Raw genomic sequence first — 17,008 nt, 5'->3', positions numbered from 1 at the left:
TGGGAATGACAGCCGTCGCGCAGAGTAATTTCGAAAAGGCTTATGACGCCGGACAGCCGCAGATCGTCTGGCGCAAGCTGATCGATGACCTGGAAACACCGGTGTCGGCCTATCTGAAGCTGGCGCGCGACAAGCCCTATGCCTTTCTCTTCGAGTCGGTCGAAGGCGGCGCACTGTCCGGACGCTATTCCATACTCACACTCAATCCGGATCTGGTGTGGCGCTGTTTCGGCAATCGCGCCGAGATTTCGTACGGCGATGCCATAACCAACGCGTTATATACGGCCGAAAGCGAACCGACCCTCACCTCCCTGCGGGCGCTCGTCGCCGCCAACCGCATGGCGATCCCTGAAGGGCTGCCGCCGATGGTGTCCGGCCTGTTCGGCGTCTTCGGTTACGACATGGTGCGATTGATCGAACCACTGGGCGAAGCCAATCCCGATCCTTTAAGCCTGCCCGACGCCGTTGTGGTCCGCCCCAGTGTGATTTGCGTGTTCGACAACGTGGCGCACGAGATTCTACTGGCCAGCCCGGTCTGGCCGGACGGTCAACGCGCCCAGGACGCCTATAGCACGGCCTGCAACCGTCTGGACGCCGTCGAGGCCGACCTGCGTGTTCCGCTGTCGGCTCAGCCGACACCGCGTGACCACAGCCAGGATCCGTTGATGTCGCCGACCTCGCCGTTCGATTATGGCGCGATGGTCGAGAAGTCGAAGGAATATATCGCTGCCGGCGACATCTTCCAGGTCGTGCCCAGTCATCGTTTCGAAGCGCCCTATAACCTCGACCCGTTTGCCTTCTATCGCTCTTTGCGCCGCCATAACCCGTCACCCTACCTGTTTTACCTCAATTTTGGCAATTTCCAGTTGGCCGGGTCTTCGCCGGAAATCCTGGTACGGGTGCGCGACGGCAAGCTGACTATTCGTCCGATCGCAGGCACGCGTCCGCGGGGCAAGACGGTTGCTGAAGACAAGGCGCTCGAAGCCGAATTGCTGGCCGACCCCAAGGAATTGTCAGAGCACCTGATGCTGCTCGACCTGGGCCGCAATGATGTCGGACGTGTCGCCAAGCCGGCCAGTGTACGGGTGACCGAGAAGTTCACCATCGAACGCTACAGCCACGTCATGCACATCGTGTCGAATGTCGAAGGTGATGCGCCCGCCGATCTCGATCCGGTCGACGCCCTGCTGGCGGCCTTACCCGCCGGCACCCTGTCCGGCGCGCCCAAGGTTCGGGCCATGGAGATCATCGACGAACTGGAATCGGTCAAGCGTGGCGTCGCCTATGCCGGCGGTGTGGGCTATATTTCCAGCGCCGGTTCGGTCGATGTCTGTATCGTGTTGCGCACGGCCCTGTTCAAGGATCGCATGATTTACGTTCAGGCGGGCGCCGGCGTGGTGGCCGACAGCGTGCCGAAGACCGAGTATGAGGAGACCTGCCACAAGGCTGGCGCCCTCATCAAGGCCGCCCAGGACGCCTGGCGCTACGTCTACCACAAGAACTGATCATCGACCCTTTTCGGTTCCGGCCATCACAGCGGTGGCTGCCGGTGCTTCGACGGAACTGCCCGACAATTCAAAATCGGCGGTCGGCGCGCTGACCGCTGCCGCAGCGGGTGTGCTTGGCCTGGCCGGGACCTTCTGAGGTTCGCCGCCGGCAATTGTCGCCAACAGGGCGCCCGACAGAGCCAGTCCCGCAATGGCCGCCAGGGGCAAGGCGCCGTTTCGACGGCGGTTAGCTCCGATCGACAACAGGTCCATGGCGTGGCTCAGGCGGCCGTCGCGCTCTTCATCGTCTGAAAGCGGGGTCCGGGTTACGTTGGGCATCAGGTCTGACCATATAAGCTTTGAGAATCGCGGCCAGCAATTGGCCCGATACGGCTTTAACCCGGCAAGCCTTAACCAATCTTAACCATGCTGCGAAATCTTATGGCTTGGAAACTGCTGACCCTTTGCTTAAATAGGCGCTTCGGAGGCGCTCCATGATCCTGGTTATCGATAATTACGACAGCTTTACCTACAACCTCGTCCATTACCTGGCCGAGCTGGGGGCCGAAACCAAGGTCTATCGCAATGACGCGCTCAGCGTACAGGACGCCCTGGCCCTGGCGCCCAAGGCGATTCTGTTGTCGCCCGGGCCTTGCGCGCCGGACCAGGCCGGCATCTGCCTGCCCCTGCTGCGCGCCGCCCCCGAAGACATGCCGGTCCTGGGCGTTTGTCTAGGCCATCAGGCGATCGGCCAGGCCTATGGCGGCGATGTCATTCGCGCCAAGACCTTGATGCACGGCAAGACGTCTCTGATCCACCACAACAATGTCGGCATATTCAAAGACTTGCCTAATCCATTTACAGCGACACGTTATCATTCTCTGGCCATCAAAAAAGAAACCCTGCCGGCCGATCTGGAAGTGACCGCCTGGACCGAGGACGGTGAGATCATGGGCGTCCAGCACAAGACGCGGCCGATTCACGGCGTGCAATTCCATCCCGAATCGATCGCTACCGAAGGCGGCCATCAGTTGCTGGCCAACTTCCTGGCCTTGGCCGGAATCGAAAGCCAGAACCTCTATGTCTGACGCCTTCAAGCCGCTGCTGGCGCGTCTGGCCGACGGCGCTACGTTGGATGGCGACGATGCCGAATCCTTCTTTTCCGCCTGCCTGCGCGGCGAACCCACGCCGGCGCAGGTCGCCGCGGCGGTGACCGCCATCCGGCTGCGCGGCGAAACGGTCGGTGAAATTGCCGCCTGTGCCCGCGCCATGCGCCAGGCGGCGATCAAGCTGGATCACCCCTATGATGTGGTCGATGTCTGCGGTACCGGCGGCGACGGCCTGCATACCTTCAACATTTCGACAGCGGTTGGCTTTGTGGCGGCCGGCGGCGGGCTGAAGGTCGCCAAGCACGGCAATCGCGCCATCACCTCGAAGTCCGGCACAGCTGATGTCCTGGCAGCACTGGGCGTCAATATCGAAGCGACCCTGGAGCAGCAAAAGCGCGCCCTGGATGAGGCCGGAATCTGTTTCCTGTTCGCCCAGGCGCACCACGGCGCCATGCGCCACGTGTCACCGATTCGCCAGCAACTGGGCTTCCGGACGATTTTCAATTTGCTGGGGCCGCTCAGCAATCCAGCCGGCGCCCGCCGCCAGGTCGTCGGCGTCCCCTCATCGCGTTTCGTCGAACCCATAGCCCAGGCCCTGGGCGCCCTTGGGGCGACCCACGCCTGGTCGGTGCACGGCTCGGGCATGGATGAACTGACGACGACGGGTGAAACCGAGGTCGCGGAATGGCGCGACGGCCAGGTGCGGCTGTTCCGTATCACGCCGGAGGCGGTTGGCTTGCCGCGCGCGGACCTGGCCGATCTGGTCGGTGGCGCCCCGGACTACAACGCCGCGGCCCTGCGCGCCTTGCTGGACGGCGAGACCGGTGCCTATCGCGATATCGTCCTGCTCAATGCGGCGGCGGCCTTCCTGGTTGGCGACAAGGTCGAAACCCTGCGCGACGGCATCGCCCTGGCGGCGGAGGTTATCGACAAGGGCCAGGCCAAACGCGCCCTGGAGACGCTCGTCGCAGTCACGGCTGTTGGGTCGCCTTCACTGTAAAAACATTCTTGGGACGCCGGAGACACGGGCATGGTTGATATTCTGGAACGCATCGCGACCTACAAGCGCGAGGACGTTGCCCAACGCCGTAGTGCGACGACGCTGGACGAGCTCGAATCACAGATTGAGACGATCGGCGCGCCGCGTGGTTTTGCCCGCGCCCTGGTCACCAACCAGAAACCTCAGAGTCTCTCGCTGATCGCCGAGATCAAGAAGGCCAGTCCATCGAAGGGCCTGATTCGCGAAGATTTCGATCCGGCATTCCTGGCGCATTGTTATGAAGCCGGCGGCGCGTCCTGTCTGTCGATTCTCACCGACCACCCCAGCTTCCTGGGCCACGAATCACACTTCCAGGCCGCACGCTCGGCCGTCTCCCTGCCCTGTATCCGCAAGGAATTTCTGGTCGATGTCTGGCAGGTGACCGAATCAAGAGCCTTGGGCGCGGATGCGATTCTGGTCATTATGGCGATGATCGACGACGCCCTGGCGGAGGATTTGATCAGTGCCGCCCATCACTACGGCATGGACGCATTGGTTGAAGTCCACGACGCCGACGAGATGATGCGCGCACTTAAGCTAAATTCCAAGCTTATCGGTATAAACAACCGTAATCTCAGGGATTTTAATGTCGATCTGGCGGTGACCGAAGCCCTGTCCGGCATGGTTGCCGCTGACCACATACTGGTGGCGGAAAGCGGCATCTTTACACCGTTAGACGTTCAGCGGTTGGCTGCTACCGGCGCAACGGCGATGCTGGTCGGAGAAAGCCTTATGCGTCAAGGTGATGTGACGGCGGCGACGAAAAATCTCCTGGCCGCAGCCTGAGATTAACTTGACTTTAATCCGGAACACATACAGAACATCTTCATCAAGTTCATGATTTGTCCCGGCCAACGGGGCAGGTGAACCACAGGGTGTTCGGCCATGCTGACGACGAAACAACGCGAACTGCTCATGTTTATCCATGAGCGCATCAAGGAAGCCGGCGTTTCGCCCTCGTTCGACGAGATGAAGGAAGCGCTGGATCTGGCATCGAAATCGGGCATCCATCGCCTGATAACGGCGCTGGAGGAACGCGGTTTCATTCGCAGGCTCGCCCATCGGGCTCGGGCCCTGGAAGTTATCAAGCTGCCCGATCAGGCGACGACCTCCGCCCCACCGCGCGGCCGCCAGGCCTTTGTGCCGCAGGTGGTTGAAGGGACGCGACCGACACCGGAAGCCCCCAAGGCGGTCAATGACGACACGCGCGAACTACCCTTGCTGGGCAAAATCGCGGCGGGCGGACCGATCGAAGCCATCGGCACAGAGCGCGACCGCATTCGCGTACCGGAAAACATGCTGGGCGCGGGGGAGCACTATATCCTCGAAATCGACGGCGATTCGATGATCAATGCCGGCATCCTGAACGGCGACTACGTCGTCATCAAGAAGACCGAGACGGCCCAGTCGGGTGAGATCGTGGTCGCGCTGGTCGATGATCATACGGCGACGCTCAAGCGCCTGCGCAAGAAGGGCGCGTCGATCGCCCTGGAAGCGGCCAATCCGGCCTATAAAACCCAGATCTACAATGATGCGCAAGTGAAGGTGCAAGGGCGACTTGTTGGCCTCATGCGCCGCTACCACTAACCTCTGACCCGGTCCGGTGGCCTGCAAATGCCCGTCTTCCTGCGCGCGCTTGCTCATGTACTTGAGTACACTTCGCTTCACGTGCTCGAAAGCCAGACATTTTCGGCTCACCGTGCCGGGCCAGCCGCGCTTTTCAATTTTCGCCGTCCTCGCTTTCCGAGATTGAAGACCAGTAACGATGACCGCGTAGCGGCTGGGCGGCCTTGATCGCCCAGCCGTTTTGCGTTCGCGTCAGTTCGAGCGCGCCCAGGCGTCTGAAATCCCCGGCGCTGATGTGATTGATGCCGGCACAGGCCTGCGGCCAGTCACCGACTGGATTGCGCAGCACGACCAGACCACTCGACCTGCACATTTCGGCCAGGCGGTCGGGTTTGGGCGGCTTGTTGCTGAACCAGAAGGCAACCTTGACCTGGTTTTCTGACGTCGGGATACAGCCATAGCCCTTGCACAGGTAGTTTCTGGCACGTTCAGTATCGTCAAGCGCGTCCAGGCCATAATGGCGCGTCCATTGCTCAAAGCCATACTGGCGCACCTTAGGGCGCAGGACATAGGCGCCATGGGCGGTGCGGATTGCGGCATTGCCGCCCTGCGGATCGATCCAGACGTCAGGCGCCGGCAAGCGCGGCCACCACAGGATAGCACTGGCGATGACGACACCAGCCCAGCGCAAACGCCCTCGCACCAGACATGTCCACAGGACGCCCAGAAGGGCCGCCGGCAGGACAAGTGGCGGCGCGGATGGCCAGGTGATCACGGCGTGCGGCAGGCCGGCGGTCAGGGCGGCCACGCGCTCGATCAGCCATAGTCCGGCAGCCGATATGCGCAGAAATATCCAGCCGACGGGTGTACCGGCCAGGACGGTGCCGACAGCCAGGCATGGCATGACGATAAAGCCCGTAATCGGGGCTTCGAACAGGTTGGACACCAGGCTGTAGACGGAGATACGGTTGAAATAGGCTATGGCCAGGGGCAAGGTGGCAAAAGTGGCGACCAGCGAGATGACCACAGACAAGCGCACACCCTGGACAGAGGTCTGTATCGCCCTCACCCACCACGGCACGCTGAGCTCTCTTATCTCAGATTCGTGGATTTCGTAGACCGCCAGCAAGGCCGCCGTCGCGGCAAACGACATCTGGAAACCTGGTTGAATAACCGCTTCGGGCGTGGTGAGCAGGATCGCCATGGCAGCCATGGCGAGGCCGCGCAGGCTGATGGCCTGACGATCGAACAGAATGGCGGCAAAGGCGACGCAGGCAACAATCGCAGCGCGGATAGCCGGCGCAGGCATGCCCGAGATGGACAGGTACAGCAGAATACAGACGAGGCTTATGGCGGCTGCCAGTTTCTTGATCGGAAAACTCAGGGCAAAGGCGGGAACCAAGGCCATAAGCCAGCGCAAGCCAAAGAAGACAAAGCCACCGACAACGGCCATGTGCACGCCAGATATGGAGAGGATATGGGCCAGGCCGGAATCGCGCATAGTGTCGATCAAGGCGGCTGGGACCAGGGCCTGATGGCCGGTGACCAGGGCCGCCGCGAAGCCGCCGAGTTCCGGATTATGAGCGAAACCCGGCGCAATCTGGTGCGATATCGCCTGGGTGAGATGCCAGCGGGCGCGATTGACCATCATGACCCACCTTAGACCGAGGTCGGCATGCGGCGCGTCGACCTTCTCAATCCGTCCGGGGATAAAGCCGACGCCGCCAACGCTTTGAAAATAGGCGCTTCGGGCGAAGTCGTAGCCATCCGGCATGGACGGCGCCGGCGGCGGATTCAGCAGGGCAAATGCGGTTATGGCGTCGCCGGGTTCGATGCCGGCAGCTTCCACGGCCCCGGACTTCAAAGAGACGCGCAAACGAATCGGCGTCTTGTCTGCCGCCAATCCGTTGATCGTCACCGGCGCCAGAAGCAGGCGCGGCTGATCCTGCGATGACGAGATATCGTCGATGACGAAGGCTGTAATGACATATTCGCTGTGCTCAGGGTCGATAACCGGCGCCCTGACTTGCTCCGTACGCAGTTTGGCCGCCGCAAATCCCACGCTGATAAACAGAATAAGCATAAGGATATTCGTACCGTAGCCGTCCAGCCTCATCCGTCGTGCCAGAAGCAGCAGCCCCGCCGTCAATATTGATGGAAGTAACGTCCATGCCCACGAGGGCTCCGATGGCAAGTACAGATAAATTGCGGCGCCCAGGCCCAGAGCCACCGGCAGCCACAGGAAAAGCCGCCCGCGCTGATGCTCCACAGCCGCACGAAACCACGCTGCGGCCGCAGTCGCGCCTGATCCGAACCATGCTGGCAAACGAAGCCCCTACCCCGTGGTTTAAAAATCGCTTGGGTGAAGGTTAAACCCGGTTATAAGGGCGCACCGTTTTCAGACCCGTTGACTGCACTTGATCATGACACAGCACCTTACACAAGACTCAGGCTCAACCGCCGTTGTTACGCGCTTCGCCCCCTCGCCGACCGGCTACCTGCATATCGGCGGCGCGCGCACGGCTCTGTTCAACTGGCTCTATGCCAAACATACCGGCGGCAAGTTCCTGATCCGCATCGAGGACACCGATCGTGAACGCTCGACGGCCGCGGCGGTCGACGCGATCTTCGAAGGCCTGAATTGGCTGGGCCTGCAGGCCGACGGCGAAATCCTGTTCCAGCACACCCGCGAGGGCCGCCACAAGGAAGCCGTGGCCGATCTGCTGGCGCGCGGCCGCGCCTATGCCTGTTTCATGACGACCGAAGAAACCGAAACGGCGCGTGAGGAAGCTCGCGCCGCCGGCCACGCCTTGCGCTCAAGCTGGCGCGACAGGACGGCGACGGCCGAGCAACTGGCCCAGCCGCATGTGGTCCGCTTCAAGGGCCCGCTGGACGAGCCGCTGGTGATCCACGACGCCGTCCAGGGCGATGTGCGCTTTAACACCAAGGACATGGACGATCTGATCCTGCTGCGATCGGACGGCACGCCGACCTATAACCTGGCCGTCGTGGTCGATGACCATGATATGGGCATCACGCATATTATCCGTGGTGACGACCATCTGAATAACGCCGCCCGCCAGAGTCTGATCTATCAGGCGCTGGGCTGGGATGTGCCGGTGTTCGCGCATATCCCGTTGATTCACGGCCCTGACGGCGCCAAGTTGAGCAAGCGCCACGGCGCCCAGGCCGTCGGCGATTATCAGGACCTTGGCTATTTGCCTGAGGCGATGCGCAACTACCTGGCGCGGCTGGGCTGGTCGCATGGCGATGACGAGATTTTCGACGATGCCCAGGCGATCGCCTGGTTTGACATCGGCGATATCAACCGCGCGCCCTCACGGCTGGATTTCGCCAAGCTGGGCTCGGTCAATGCCCACTGGATCCGGGCATGTGACGACGCGCGTTTGATCGACCTGATCGCCGCCGACCTGCACCGTCATGGCCATGTCGACGATGCACCGACGCGGGCGATCCTGGCGCGCACCCTGCCCCTGGTCAAGGAACGCGCCCAGACCCTTGTTCAGCTAGGAGAACTGGCGCATTTCGCTCTGGCGAAGGGGCCGTTTACGCTCGACGACAAGACAAAAAATTTGCTGACTGAGGAAACCGTGTCACGCCTTAAGCGTCTTCACGAAAATGTGTTGACGTGGACGGCCTGGGAGGCTGACGCAACGGACGCCGCATTGAAGAAATTCGTTGAAAATGAAGGCATTGGCTTTGGGAAGATAGGTCCGGTGTTGCGCGGCATCCTGTCCGGCGGCCATCCGGCTCCGGACATTTCCAAGGTTTTCGCTGCTCTTGGGCGCGAGGAGAGCCTGTCACGGCTGAATGAGGCTCTTTTCATTTAGGAAGACTGTTTATATAGCAGGCGCAGCGCAGTTTTCGTTGCGCCGCACAAACACAAACTAGGGGTAAGCGTAACATGTCCCAGACTCCACCAGCCCAGCTGACGCTCGGCGATAAGGTCGTCAACCTCCCCGTTTCCAAGGGCACGCTCGGCCCGGACGTCATCGACATCCGCAAGCTATATGCCGAGACAGACGCCTTTACCTACGACCCGGGCTTTACGTCGACGGCGGCCTGCGAAAGCAAGATCACCTATATCGACGGCGATGCCGGCGTATTGCTGCACCGTGGTTATCCGATCGGCCAACTGGCGGAAAAGTCGAGCTTCCTCGAGGTATGCTATCTGCTGCTGCACGGCGAATTGCCCAAGGCGGCCGAGTTCGAGCAGTTCGAGACGACGATTACGCGTCATACCATGCTGCATGAGCAGTTCGACCGTTTCTTCTCGGGCTTCCGCCGCGACGCCCACCCGATGGCCGTCATGACCGGCGCGGTTGGCGCCCTGTCAGCCTTTTATCACGACAGTCTGGACATCCATGATCTGCGCCAGCGCGAAATTTCGGCGCACCGTCTGATCGCCAAGATGCCGACGATCGCGGCGCGGGCGTTCAAGTACAATTTGGGCCAGCCGTTCGTGCATCCCCTGAACAAGCTGAGCTATTCCGAAAACTTCCTGCGCATGTGCTTCGCTGTGCCGGCGGAAGACTATGTGGTGAACCCGGTCCTGGCCAAGGCCATGGACCGCATCTTCATCCTGCACGCCGATCACGAACAGAATGCCTCGACCTCGACAGTACGTCTGGCGGGATCGTCGGGCGCCAATCCGTTTGCCTGCATCGCGGCCGGCATTGCCTGCCTGTGGGGCCCCAGCCATGGCGGCGCCAATGAAGAGGCGCTGAACATGCTGAAGGAAATCGGTACGCCGGAGCGGATTCCGGAATTTGTCGCCGGGGTGAAGGACCGCAAGTACCGCCTGATGGGATTCGGTCACCGGGTGTACAAGAACTACGATCCGCGGGCGACGGTGATGAAGCAGTCGGCCGACGAGGTTCTGGCGGCGGTGGGCGACGCCAATGATCCGTTGTTCCAGGTCGCCAAGGAGCTGGAACGCGTGGCCTTGAGCGACGAGTTCTTTATTGAACGCAAGCTGTATCCAAACGTCGACTTCTATTCCGGCATCACCTTGTCGGCCATGGGCTTCCCGACGACCATGTTTACCGTGCTATTCGCCCTGGCGCGTACGGTGGGCTGGATCGCGCAATGGAAGGAAATGATCGAGGACCCATCGCAGAGGATCGGCCGTCCGCGGCAGCTGTATACGGGCGCGACGCAGCGAGATTATGTGCCGGTGTCGTCGCGCGGTTAGCGCCGTCGCGTTTCGGGGTGTGGGGCCTGCGGCCCCACGTCTTCCTTTCCAATAAAATAGCCCAGCCCCCTTCAGGGCTTGGGCTTTTTTATTGGAATGACGACGGGGTTACGGACTCCACAACGCGGGGCGGATTGGGTTGATGCGCGCCAACTTATCCTATTGCCGGTCGCGCAAAACTGCGTTCCATAACGCGCGCAAGCTGGCAAGAAAGCCACCAGTGTTCCGAAGTGCAAAGTCACGCCAACGATAAAGCGGTACTTCATCGTCGGGCTCAACTGGGTCCTTTTGCGTAGGCAAGAGCGTGGGACGTTCGGGAGGCGGCACGTCCGCCTTCGGTTCTATGGACGTGCTCCACACGCGATCGCCATTGTCTCGCGTAACCACAAGACCGATCGGTGTTGGCGCACAAATGGTATCGTCGAATGGCCAGTGATCTTGATCTGGCACCTCTATAGTGACAAGGCTGCGATACATCAGCAGTTCGATGCGTTCATCATGGCTGAGCGGCACCAATTTTGCCTCTGTTTCCAAGCCGGCCTCGATCCAATGGGCGTCGTAGGGATGTAGCTCTGATGTTAAAGCTTCTCCGTCGACGTTAAAATGGAAGTAACCGTCGAAGAGATAGTCACGACGAAAATCTGTGCGCCATTGCGAATTATGCCCCCAGCCATGCGACAAATCGCTGACCTTACGGTTGCGTCTGCAGTACTCAAAATATAGGGTCGAGCGTTCGGCGATGTCTTTGTTTACATGGCTCTTGCCGGCGGACACGGCCACACCAGCGCGTGAGATCAGCAAGTTCCCTAACATCACCGCCGGCCACAGTTCGCGCAGTATAACCGGCGCCGCATCGTCGTCTGGAGTTTGTTCGACCGCTACAATCTCGTGGAAAAAGGGCGAGAAAGGTTTGGCGGTGACGGCATCCAACCCAAAGCGCCACAGAAAGCTGCGATATTCGTCAGGCGTCACATCCTGCGCCCAGTCGCTGTCAGATGAACCTGGTTCTTGAAAGGCAAGCAAAAGCAATTGGTTTACTCTGGAGAAGGCGTAGAGTCCCCAGAGTTCCTCCTGAGACACGGATGGCACAGGATCACCTGAGCGTTCCGACAGCGCGCGAAACCAGGAGACAGCTACGTTGCCCCAATCAATGCACCACTGCTCGATCATCTGCTCAGGACGTAGGTCAGCCTCGCTTTGACCGTAACGGCCTCTGTCAATAGCTTCGAACAGCGACCGAAACCAAGGTATGATCTGTTCGTTGGTTGACATTATGATCTAAGCTGCGACGAAATGGATTGACACGGCAACAACTCACACCGTGCTTATCTTGAGAAACTCCAGCACAGCCCCTGCCGCCAATTCCGCTGGCGGGCGCTGGCCGCGGCCCATCAGATCCAACGCCTGAAATTGGTCAGCTATCTGCTTGTCGCGTAAGGCCTTATCACCAAATCGCCGATCAATAGCCGCAACCAGCTTATCCGCTGTACAATTGTCCTGGATATACTCAGGCGCGATGTCTTTGCCAGCCGCGATGTTGAACAGGGTCACCCACTTGATCGTCGCAACGTTCTTGAAGATCCAGTGAGTCAGAGGCTCGACCTTATAGGCGATGACCATCGGACATCCAGCCAGGGCCAGTTCGGTCGACACCGTACCGGAACATGCCAGGGCCAGGGTCGCTGCGCGCATGGCGGAATATTTGTCGTGCTCGTTCTCGATCAGATGAAGGCGGAGATCGAGCCCTTCGACCATTGGCACAACCAGGTCACGCACGGTCTCAGCCACCGGCATGACCAAGGTCAGATCCGGATGTTCGCGGCTCAGTCGCTGCATAGTCTCGATAAAGACCGGCATCAACCGCTTGATCTCAGACGGTCGGCTGCCCGGCAGGACCATCAGCAAAGGCGCATCCGGCCCCAGTTCAAGCTTGCGCCGAAAAGCCAACGGATCGGCGCTTGCAAAATCAACATTGAGCGCAGGATTGCCAACGACGATGGTCTTCAGCCCTTCCCGTTCGAAATAGGGCGCGTCCATCGGATGCAGGGCCAACAGCATGTCGACTGCACCGGCCAGGGTTTTGGCGCGGCCCGGGCGCATGGCCCAAACCTGGGGACCGACATATTTGATCAGGGGGACGGAGGGCATGACTTTGCGGATAGCCTTGGCGGCGCGCAGGGTGAATCCCCACGAGTCGATCAGGACCACGGCATCGGGCTTTTCAGCCTGCGCCAGAGCCACGGTGTCGCGGACACGGGCATTGACCCGTGGCAGGGCCTTCAGCCCCTCCAGGAGGCCCAGGATTGACAGCTGAGCAATATCGAACGGGCTTTTGACGCCCTGCTCGGCCATACGGGCTCCGCCGACGCCGACAAAGGTCCAGTCGGTGTCGGGAGATTGGGCGCGAAGCTGCGCCATCAGACCGGCGCCGAGCATGTCGCCGGAGGCTTCGGCGGCGATGAGCATGAGCTTCTTATGCATGGTCGTCATGACCGTAGATAAAGATGCCGAGATCGTGGGCGCGAGCATAGACGGCGGGCTTGTCGATGATGAGCAGGTGGCGGGCGCGAGCGACGATACCGCACAGGCCGGCGGCGGCGGCGTCCTCGACGGTGGAGAGGCCGATGGTCGGCATGTCGAGGCGCAAATCCTGGATAGGCTTGGCCAGCTTGGCCAAAATTCCCTTGCGATTGGCAATTGACCCGCGGATTGATGGTGAAAGCGAAGTGATACGGCCAAGCATGGCCTGCGTACCTTCCTGGGCTTCGACGGCCAGGGTGATGCGACCGGCGACAACGACGGCCTGGCCGATATCGAGGGCGCCGATGGCGGCGGCGACGCGCATGGCTTCCTGGGCGTCTTCCATGGCGTCGGGCGATGGGTCGGGGCCGGCCTGGAGGCCCTGGCCAATCAGCAGGTCTGGGTTGGCTTCGTGGGCGCCTTCGATGTGGTAGCCCTGGCTGGCGATGACCTTGGCGACCTGGCGCAGGAGGCTATCGTCGCCGCCGCGGCCGGCGGACTGGATGCCGGGCAGGACGTTGGCGCCGCCCTGGTCCTTTTGCATGGTGTCGAAGTCGGGGCGCTGGACATAGCCGCACATGCAGACGGCTTTGCACTGTTCGACGCTGAGGATTTCGAAGAGTTTGGCGAAGTCGCCGAGACCGAGGGTGTGACCGGGATGGTCGTTCAGGGCAGTGTCGGAGAGCCCTTCGATGCGCACGACCGTGTAGGGACGTTGGGTCTTGGCGAGATAGGTGGCGATTTCGACGGGGAGCGCGCCGCCGCCGGAGATCAGGGCGAGTTTGTTCGGGGGATTTGACATGATCGGTCGGTCTTGCACCGTTGAGTTATGGGGTGTGGGGCCCGAGGCCCCACATACTTCCTGCATTTCTTTCTTCCTACCGCCGCGCGCGGCGGATAGGAAGAAAGAAGTAAAGACGTGGGGCCTCGGGCCCCACACCCCGTAACCTAATCAGATGGAAGGCAGATCGGCCGTGTCGAATCCTCACGGATAAACCGCACGATCTCCACCACCTGATCAATATCCGAGAAATTCTCCAGCACATCATCCAGCCGTTCCTGGAACGTGCCTTCCTCGGCAAACATCATGCGATAGGCCGTCCGCAGCGCCAGGATCAGCTCACGCGAGAACCCGCGCCGCTTCAACCCAACCAGGTTCAAACCCTCCAGCCGCGCATGGTTTCCCCACACCGAACCGTACGGAATGACGTCCTTGGTCACCACAGCTCCGCCGCCGATGAAACAATACCTACCCAGACGCGCGAACTGATGCACAGCACACGATCCGCCCAAAAATACGAAATCGCCGATCTTCACATGGCCGCCGACCGAAGCCAGATTGGCCAAAATGACATTGTTGCCCAGAATACAATCGTGCGCGATACCCGAACCCGACATAAACATGCAGTCATTGCCGACTTCGGTGACCCCGCCACCCTTTTCCGTGCCAGCATGCATAATCACATGCTCACGCACCAGGTTGCGCTCACCGACCATCAGCTTCGTCGGCTCGCCCCTGTGCGCCAGATGCTGCGGTGGGCCGCCCAGACAGGCAAACGGATGCACAACCGTCTCCGTACCGATCTCCGTAATACCATCGATCACCACGTGGGATTTCAGAGACACCCGGTCCTTCAGCGTAACCTGGGGCCCGACGATACAATAGGGCCCGATATTCACCCCCTCGCCCAGCATCGCCCCGTCATGCACGATCGCCGTTGGGTGAATAGTAACTGTCATTTTGGACTCTCGACCACCATGGCCGCAAATTCGGCCTCACACACAATCTTGTCGCCGACATAGGCTTCGCCACGGAACTTGAAGACATCGCCGCGATGACGCACCACCTCTACCGGCATGCGCACCACGTCGCCGGGGCGGACGGGACTGCGGAACCGTACACCATCCACCGACATAAAGAAGATGGTCTTGCCTTCAACTTCTACGTCCAAAGATTTCGACATCAGGACGGCGCCCGTCTGGCCCAGGGCCTCGATCAGCAGAACGCCCGGCATGACAGGGTTTTCCGGAAAATGCCCAGCGAAGAACGGCTCGTTGAATGTGACATTCTTGATGCCCACCATCGACTTGTTCTTCACCCAGTGCTCACCGCGATCGATCAGCAGAAAGGGATAGCGGTGCGGAATGCGCTTAAGGATTTCGGCATAATCCACCGAGACGTTCGAGTCCGCTGGCGAATCGTCCGATGAGCTTTTCGGCAAGGTTTCGGTGGAGGTTTCGGAAGAGGTTTCAGGTGCAGCTTCCGGCATCTCGTCATCAGTCATCGTCATCTAAGTCTCTTATCCCTTGTCCTTACCGGAGTCCTTGGCCGCCGCGTTCTTTTCCAGCCACACCACTTCACGCAGAAACTGCCGCGATGGCTTGGCCGGGAAACCCGAGACCATGGCGCCTGGCGGCACGTCCTTGAACACAATTGCCCCAGCGGCAACCTTGGCGCCAGCCCCAATTTCAATATGATCGATAATTCCAGCCCGGCCGCCGAACATGGCGCCGTCGCCGATACGTACAGAACCCGACAACCCGGAATGGGCAGCAACGATGCAATTACGCCCTATACGTACGTTGTGGGCGATCTGGACCATATTATCGACCTTGGTCGCTTCGCCGACAATGGTGTCTTCAAAGGCCCCACGATCGACGCAGGTGCCGGCGCCGATACTGACGTCGTCCTGCAGGATGACCCGACCCAACTGCGGCACATCGACCAGCCCGCGCGCGTCGCCGCTGACGCCGAAACCGGCCTCACCGATGCGGACACCCGATGCCAGTTGCACACGGTCGCCGATCAACGCGCAATAGATGGTGCTGTGGGCGCCGATATGACAGTCGCGACCGATACGCACACCCGGGCCAATCACCGCATAGGCTTCGACACGGGTACCCGCCCCTATCTCAACGTCCTGGCCTATCACGACGCCGACGCCCAAGGTCACGCTGTCTTCATGCCGGACACTGGGATGAACGGGCGCGCTGCCCTCATGCTTGCGCGGCCTGTACAGGCGCGCCGCCAGCCTGGCCCAGGATGCCTGCGGCGCCGGACTGACAATCGGCACACTCTTGTCGGGTACATGGTCGACATAGTCGGACTGGACGAAGACGAATTCTGCCTCCGTCCTGTGCAGATTTGTCAGATAGCGGCGGTCCGAAAAGAACGCTGCCTTACCGGGTCCCCCAAAAGATAAAGGGGCGCAGGCTGTTACGAACCCGCTCCCCTTCTTACCCGGCTTTGCCAGCCGGGTGGAGGTCAAGGCCGCCACCTGATCGAGGTCTATTTTTGAACCGATATCAAAAAAGCGCAGATCAGGCATAAGGCGGTCTAACTCGTTTTATTTCTTTGCGGGGGCGGCACCCTGAGCAGCTTGCTGCTGCTGATCGAGATGCACGCGTTCGAACTGGGGCAGTTGCTCGTTCGACGCATCCATCTTTTGCACAACCGTCGTGGTCAGGTCCATAGCCGGATTCACATAAGTGAAGGTCGTGGACTCATCATTGGCGCCAGCAGCTTCATAATGCAGCAGGCTGCCGGCTTCGACAACCATCGAACAACCCTTTTGCGTCACAACGGTGTTGATATATGGAATGGCGCGCGAGTACAGAGCCTGCTGAACGGCCTGGCTGGTGTACTGCATTTCCGCCTTGCGCAGCTGAACCTTTTGCTGGAAGGCTTCGGCCTTCTTCTGGAAAGCGGTTACCTTGCCTTCAAACGTCGTCTTGGCCGGGCCCGTCGGATTGCTGCGGGCGGTTGCCTGCAAGGCGTTCTTTTCGGTTTCCAGCGCTTCGCCCTCAGGCGACAGTTCGGCGTCAACCTGGGCGCCGATCTGAACAAGGCGCTCGGACGCGGACTTGCCCATGGCCGAATTGTTCACGACCAAATTGGTGTCGATAACGCACTGACCGGGTGCGGGAGCACCGAAGGTCGGCGGCGTCGGTGTAGCAGCCTGAGGCGCCACCGGAGCGGCGGCAGGCTTGGCCGCCTGCGCCAGGGACTGGCCGGCAGCCGTCAGAGCCAGCACGCTGGCGAGAGCAACAAACGAGATCTTTTTCATGGTTT

The 17,008-nt window shown here is 60.6% G+C and carries 16 protein-coding genes; 7 read left to right on the top strand and 9 right to left on the bottom strand.

Features of this window, described 5'->3' with window-relative positions; all coding sequences use genetic code 11:
• Window positions 1-5 precede the first annotated feature (5 nt).
• The gene (gene trpE / locus AC1DXO_RS21780) at window positions 6-1,505 is read left to right on the top strand and encodes an anthranilate synthase component I (protein ID WP_476980297.1); all 1,500 of its coding nucleotides are present in this window, start codon (window positions 6-8) and stop codon (window positions 1,503-1,505) included.
• Here the strand turns inward: trpE and AC1DXO_RS21775 are convergent, their stop codons facing one another.
• Window positions 1,506-1,826, bottom strand: coding sequence for a hypothetical protein (locus AC1DXO_RS21775; RefSeq protein WP_476980296.1), 321 nt, complete (start codon window positions 1,824-1,826; stop codon window positions 1,506-1,508).
• A 155-nt stretch (window positions 1,827-1,981) separates the two neighbouring features.
• On the opposite strand from AC1DXO_RS21775, the gene AC1DXO_RS21770 reads away from it, so the two are divergent.
• The 4 genes from AC1DXO_RS21770 (at window position 1,982) to lexA (ending at window position 5,222) form a co-directional block, all read left to right on the top strand.
• A complete protein-coding gene (locus AC1DXO_RS21770; RefSeq protein ID WP_476980295.1) occupies window positions 1,982-2,575 on the top strand; it encodes an anthranilate synthase component II in 594 nt (197 codons plus the stop codon).
• Complete coding sequence (trpD, locus tag AC1DXO_RS21765; protein ID WP_476980294.1) at window positions 2,568-3,596, top strand: anthranilate phosphoribosyltransferase; 1,029 nt, start codon at window positions 2,568-2,570, stop codon at window positions 3,594-3,596. The genes AC1DXO_RS21770 and trpD overlap by 8 nt, the downstream gene beginning before the upstream one ends.
• A 30-nt stretch (window positions 3,597-3,626) precedes the next feature.
• Window positions 3,627-4,421 carry an indole-3-glycerol phosphate synthase TrpC gene (trpC, locus tag AC1DXO_RS21760; protein WP_476980293.1) on the top strand — a complete coding sequence of 265 codons (795 nt, stop codon included), beginning with the start codon at window positions 3,627-3,629 and terminating at the stop codon, window positions 4,419-4,421.
• 99 nt (window positions 4,422-4,520) lie between these two features.
• Window positions 4,521-5,222: a transcriptional repressor LexA gene (gene lexA, locus AC1DXO_RS21755; protein WP_476980292.1), complete on the top strand. Its 702-nt coding sequence runs from the start codon at window positions 4,521-4,523 to the stop codon at window positions 5,220-5,222.
• Window positions 5,223-5,355: 133 nt separating this feature from the next.
• Here the strand turns inward: lexA and AC1DXO_RS21750 are convergent, their stop codons facing one another.
• Entirely contained in the window at window positions 5,356-7,431 is a 2,076-nt protein-coding gene (locus tag AC1DXO_RS21750) for a ComEC/Rec2 family competence protein (RefSeq protein ID WP_476980356.1), read from the bottom strand.
• A gap of 193 nt (window positions 7,432-7,624) precedes the next feature.
• Between AC1DXO_RS21750 and gltX the strand changes: the two genes are divergently transcribed.
• Window positions 7,625-9,052 (top strand): glutamate--tRNA ligase, encoded by a 1,428-nt coding sequence (gene gltX, locus AC1DXO_RS21745; protein WP_476980291.1) that lies wholly within the window; start codon window positions 7,625-7,627, stop codon window positions 9,050-9,052.
• 74 nt (window positions 9,053-9,126) lie between these two features.
• The gene (gene gltA / locus AC1DXO_RS21740) at window positions 9,127-10,416 is read left to right on the top strand and encodes a citrate synthase (protein ID WP_476980290.1); all 1,290 of its coding nucleotides are present in this window, start codon (window positions 9,127-9,129) and stop codon (window positions 10,414-10,416) included.
• Window positions 10,417-10,575: 159 nt separating this feature from the next.
• Here the strand turns inward: gltA and AC1DXO_RS21735 are convergent, their stop codons facing one another.
• The 7 genes from AC1DXO_RS21735 to AC1DXO_RS21705 form a co-directional block, all read right to left on the bottom strand.
• Window positions 10,576-11,688 carry a hypothetical protein gene (locus tag AC1DXO_RS21735; RefSeq protein WP_476980289.1) on the bottom strand — a complete coding sequence of 371 codons (1,113 nt, stop codon included), beginning with the start codon at window positions 11,686-11,688 and terminating at the stop codon, window positions 10,576-10,578.
• A 42-nt stretch (window positions 11,689-11,730) separates the two neighbouring features.
• The gene (lpxB, locus tag AC1DXO_RS21730) at window positions 11,731-12,906 is read right to left on the bottom strand and encodes a lipid-A-disaccharide synthase (protein WP_476980288.1); all 1,176 of its coding nucleotides are present in this window, start codon (window positions 12,904-12,906) and stop codon (window positions 11,731-11,733) included.
• A complete protein-coding gene (locus AC1DXO_RS21725) occupies window positions 12,890-13,738 on the bottom strand; it encodes an LpxI family protein (protein WP_476980287.1) in 849 nt (282 codons plus the stop codon). The genes lpxB and AC1DXO_RS21725 overlap by 17 nt, the downstream gene beginning before the upstream one ends.
• Before the next feature lie 146 nt (window positions 13,739-13,884).
• Complete coding sequence (lpxA, locus tag AC1DXO_RS21720; RefSeq protein WP_476980286.1) at window positions 13,885-14,676, bottom strand: acyl-ACP--UDP-N-acetylglucosamine O-acyltransferase; 792 nt, start codon at window positions 14,674-14,676, stop codon at window positions 13,885-13,887.
• Entirely contained in the window at window positions 14,673-15,227 is a 555-nt protein-coding gene (gene fabZ, locus AC1DXO_RS21715) for a 3-hydroxyacyl-ACP dehydratase FabZ (protein WP_476980285.1), read from the bottom strand. The genes lpxA and fabZ overlap by 4 nt, the downstream gene beginning before the upstream one ends.
• A gap of 9 nt (window positions 15,228-15,236) precedes the next feature.
• The gene (gene lpxD, locus AC1DXO_RS21710) at window positions 15,237-16,265 is read right to left on the bottom strand and encodes a UDP-3-O-(3-hydroxymyristoyl)glucosamine N-acyltransferase (protein WP_476980284.1); all 1,029 of its coding nucleotides are present in this window, start codon (window positions 16,263-16,265) and stop codon (window positions 15,237-15,239) included.
• Between the two features lie 18 nt (window positions 16,266-16,283).
• Window positions 16,284-17,003 (bottom strand): OmpH family outer membrane protein, encoded by a 720-nt coding sequence (locus tag AC1DXO_RS21705; RefSeq protein WP_476980283.1) that lies wholly within the window; start codon window positions 17,001-17,003, stop codon window positions 16,284-16,286.
• Between the last annotated feature and the right edge of the window lie 5 nt (window positions 17,004-17,008).

This window comes from Asticcacaulis sp. P2_C5 (assembly GCF_056404555.1).
The sequence above is the reverse complement of the archived record's forward strand: the minus strand, read 5'-3'. Positions and strand labels throughout refer to the sequence as shown.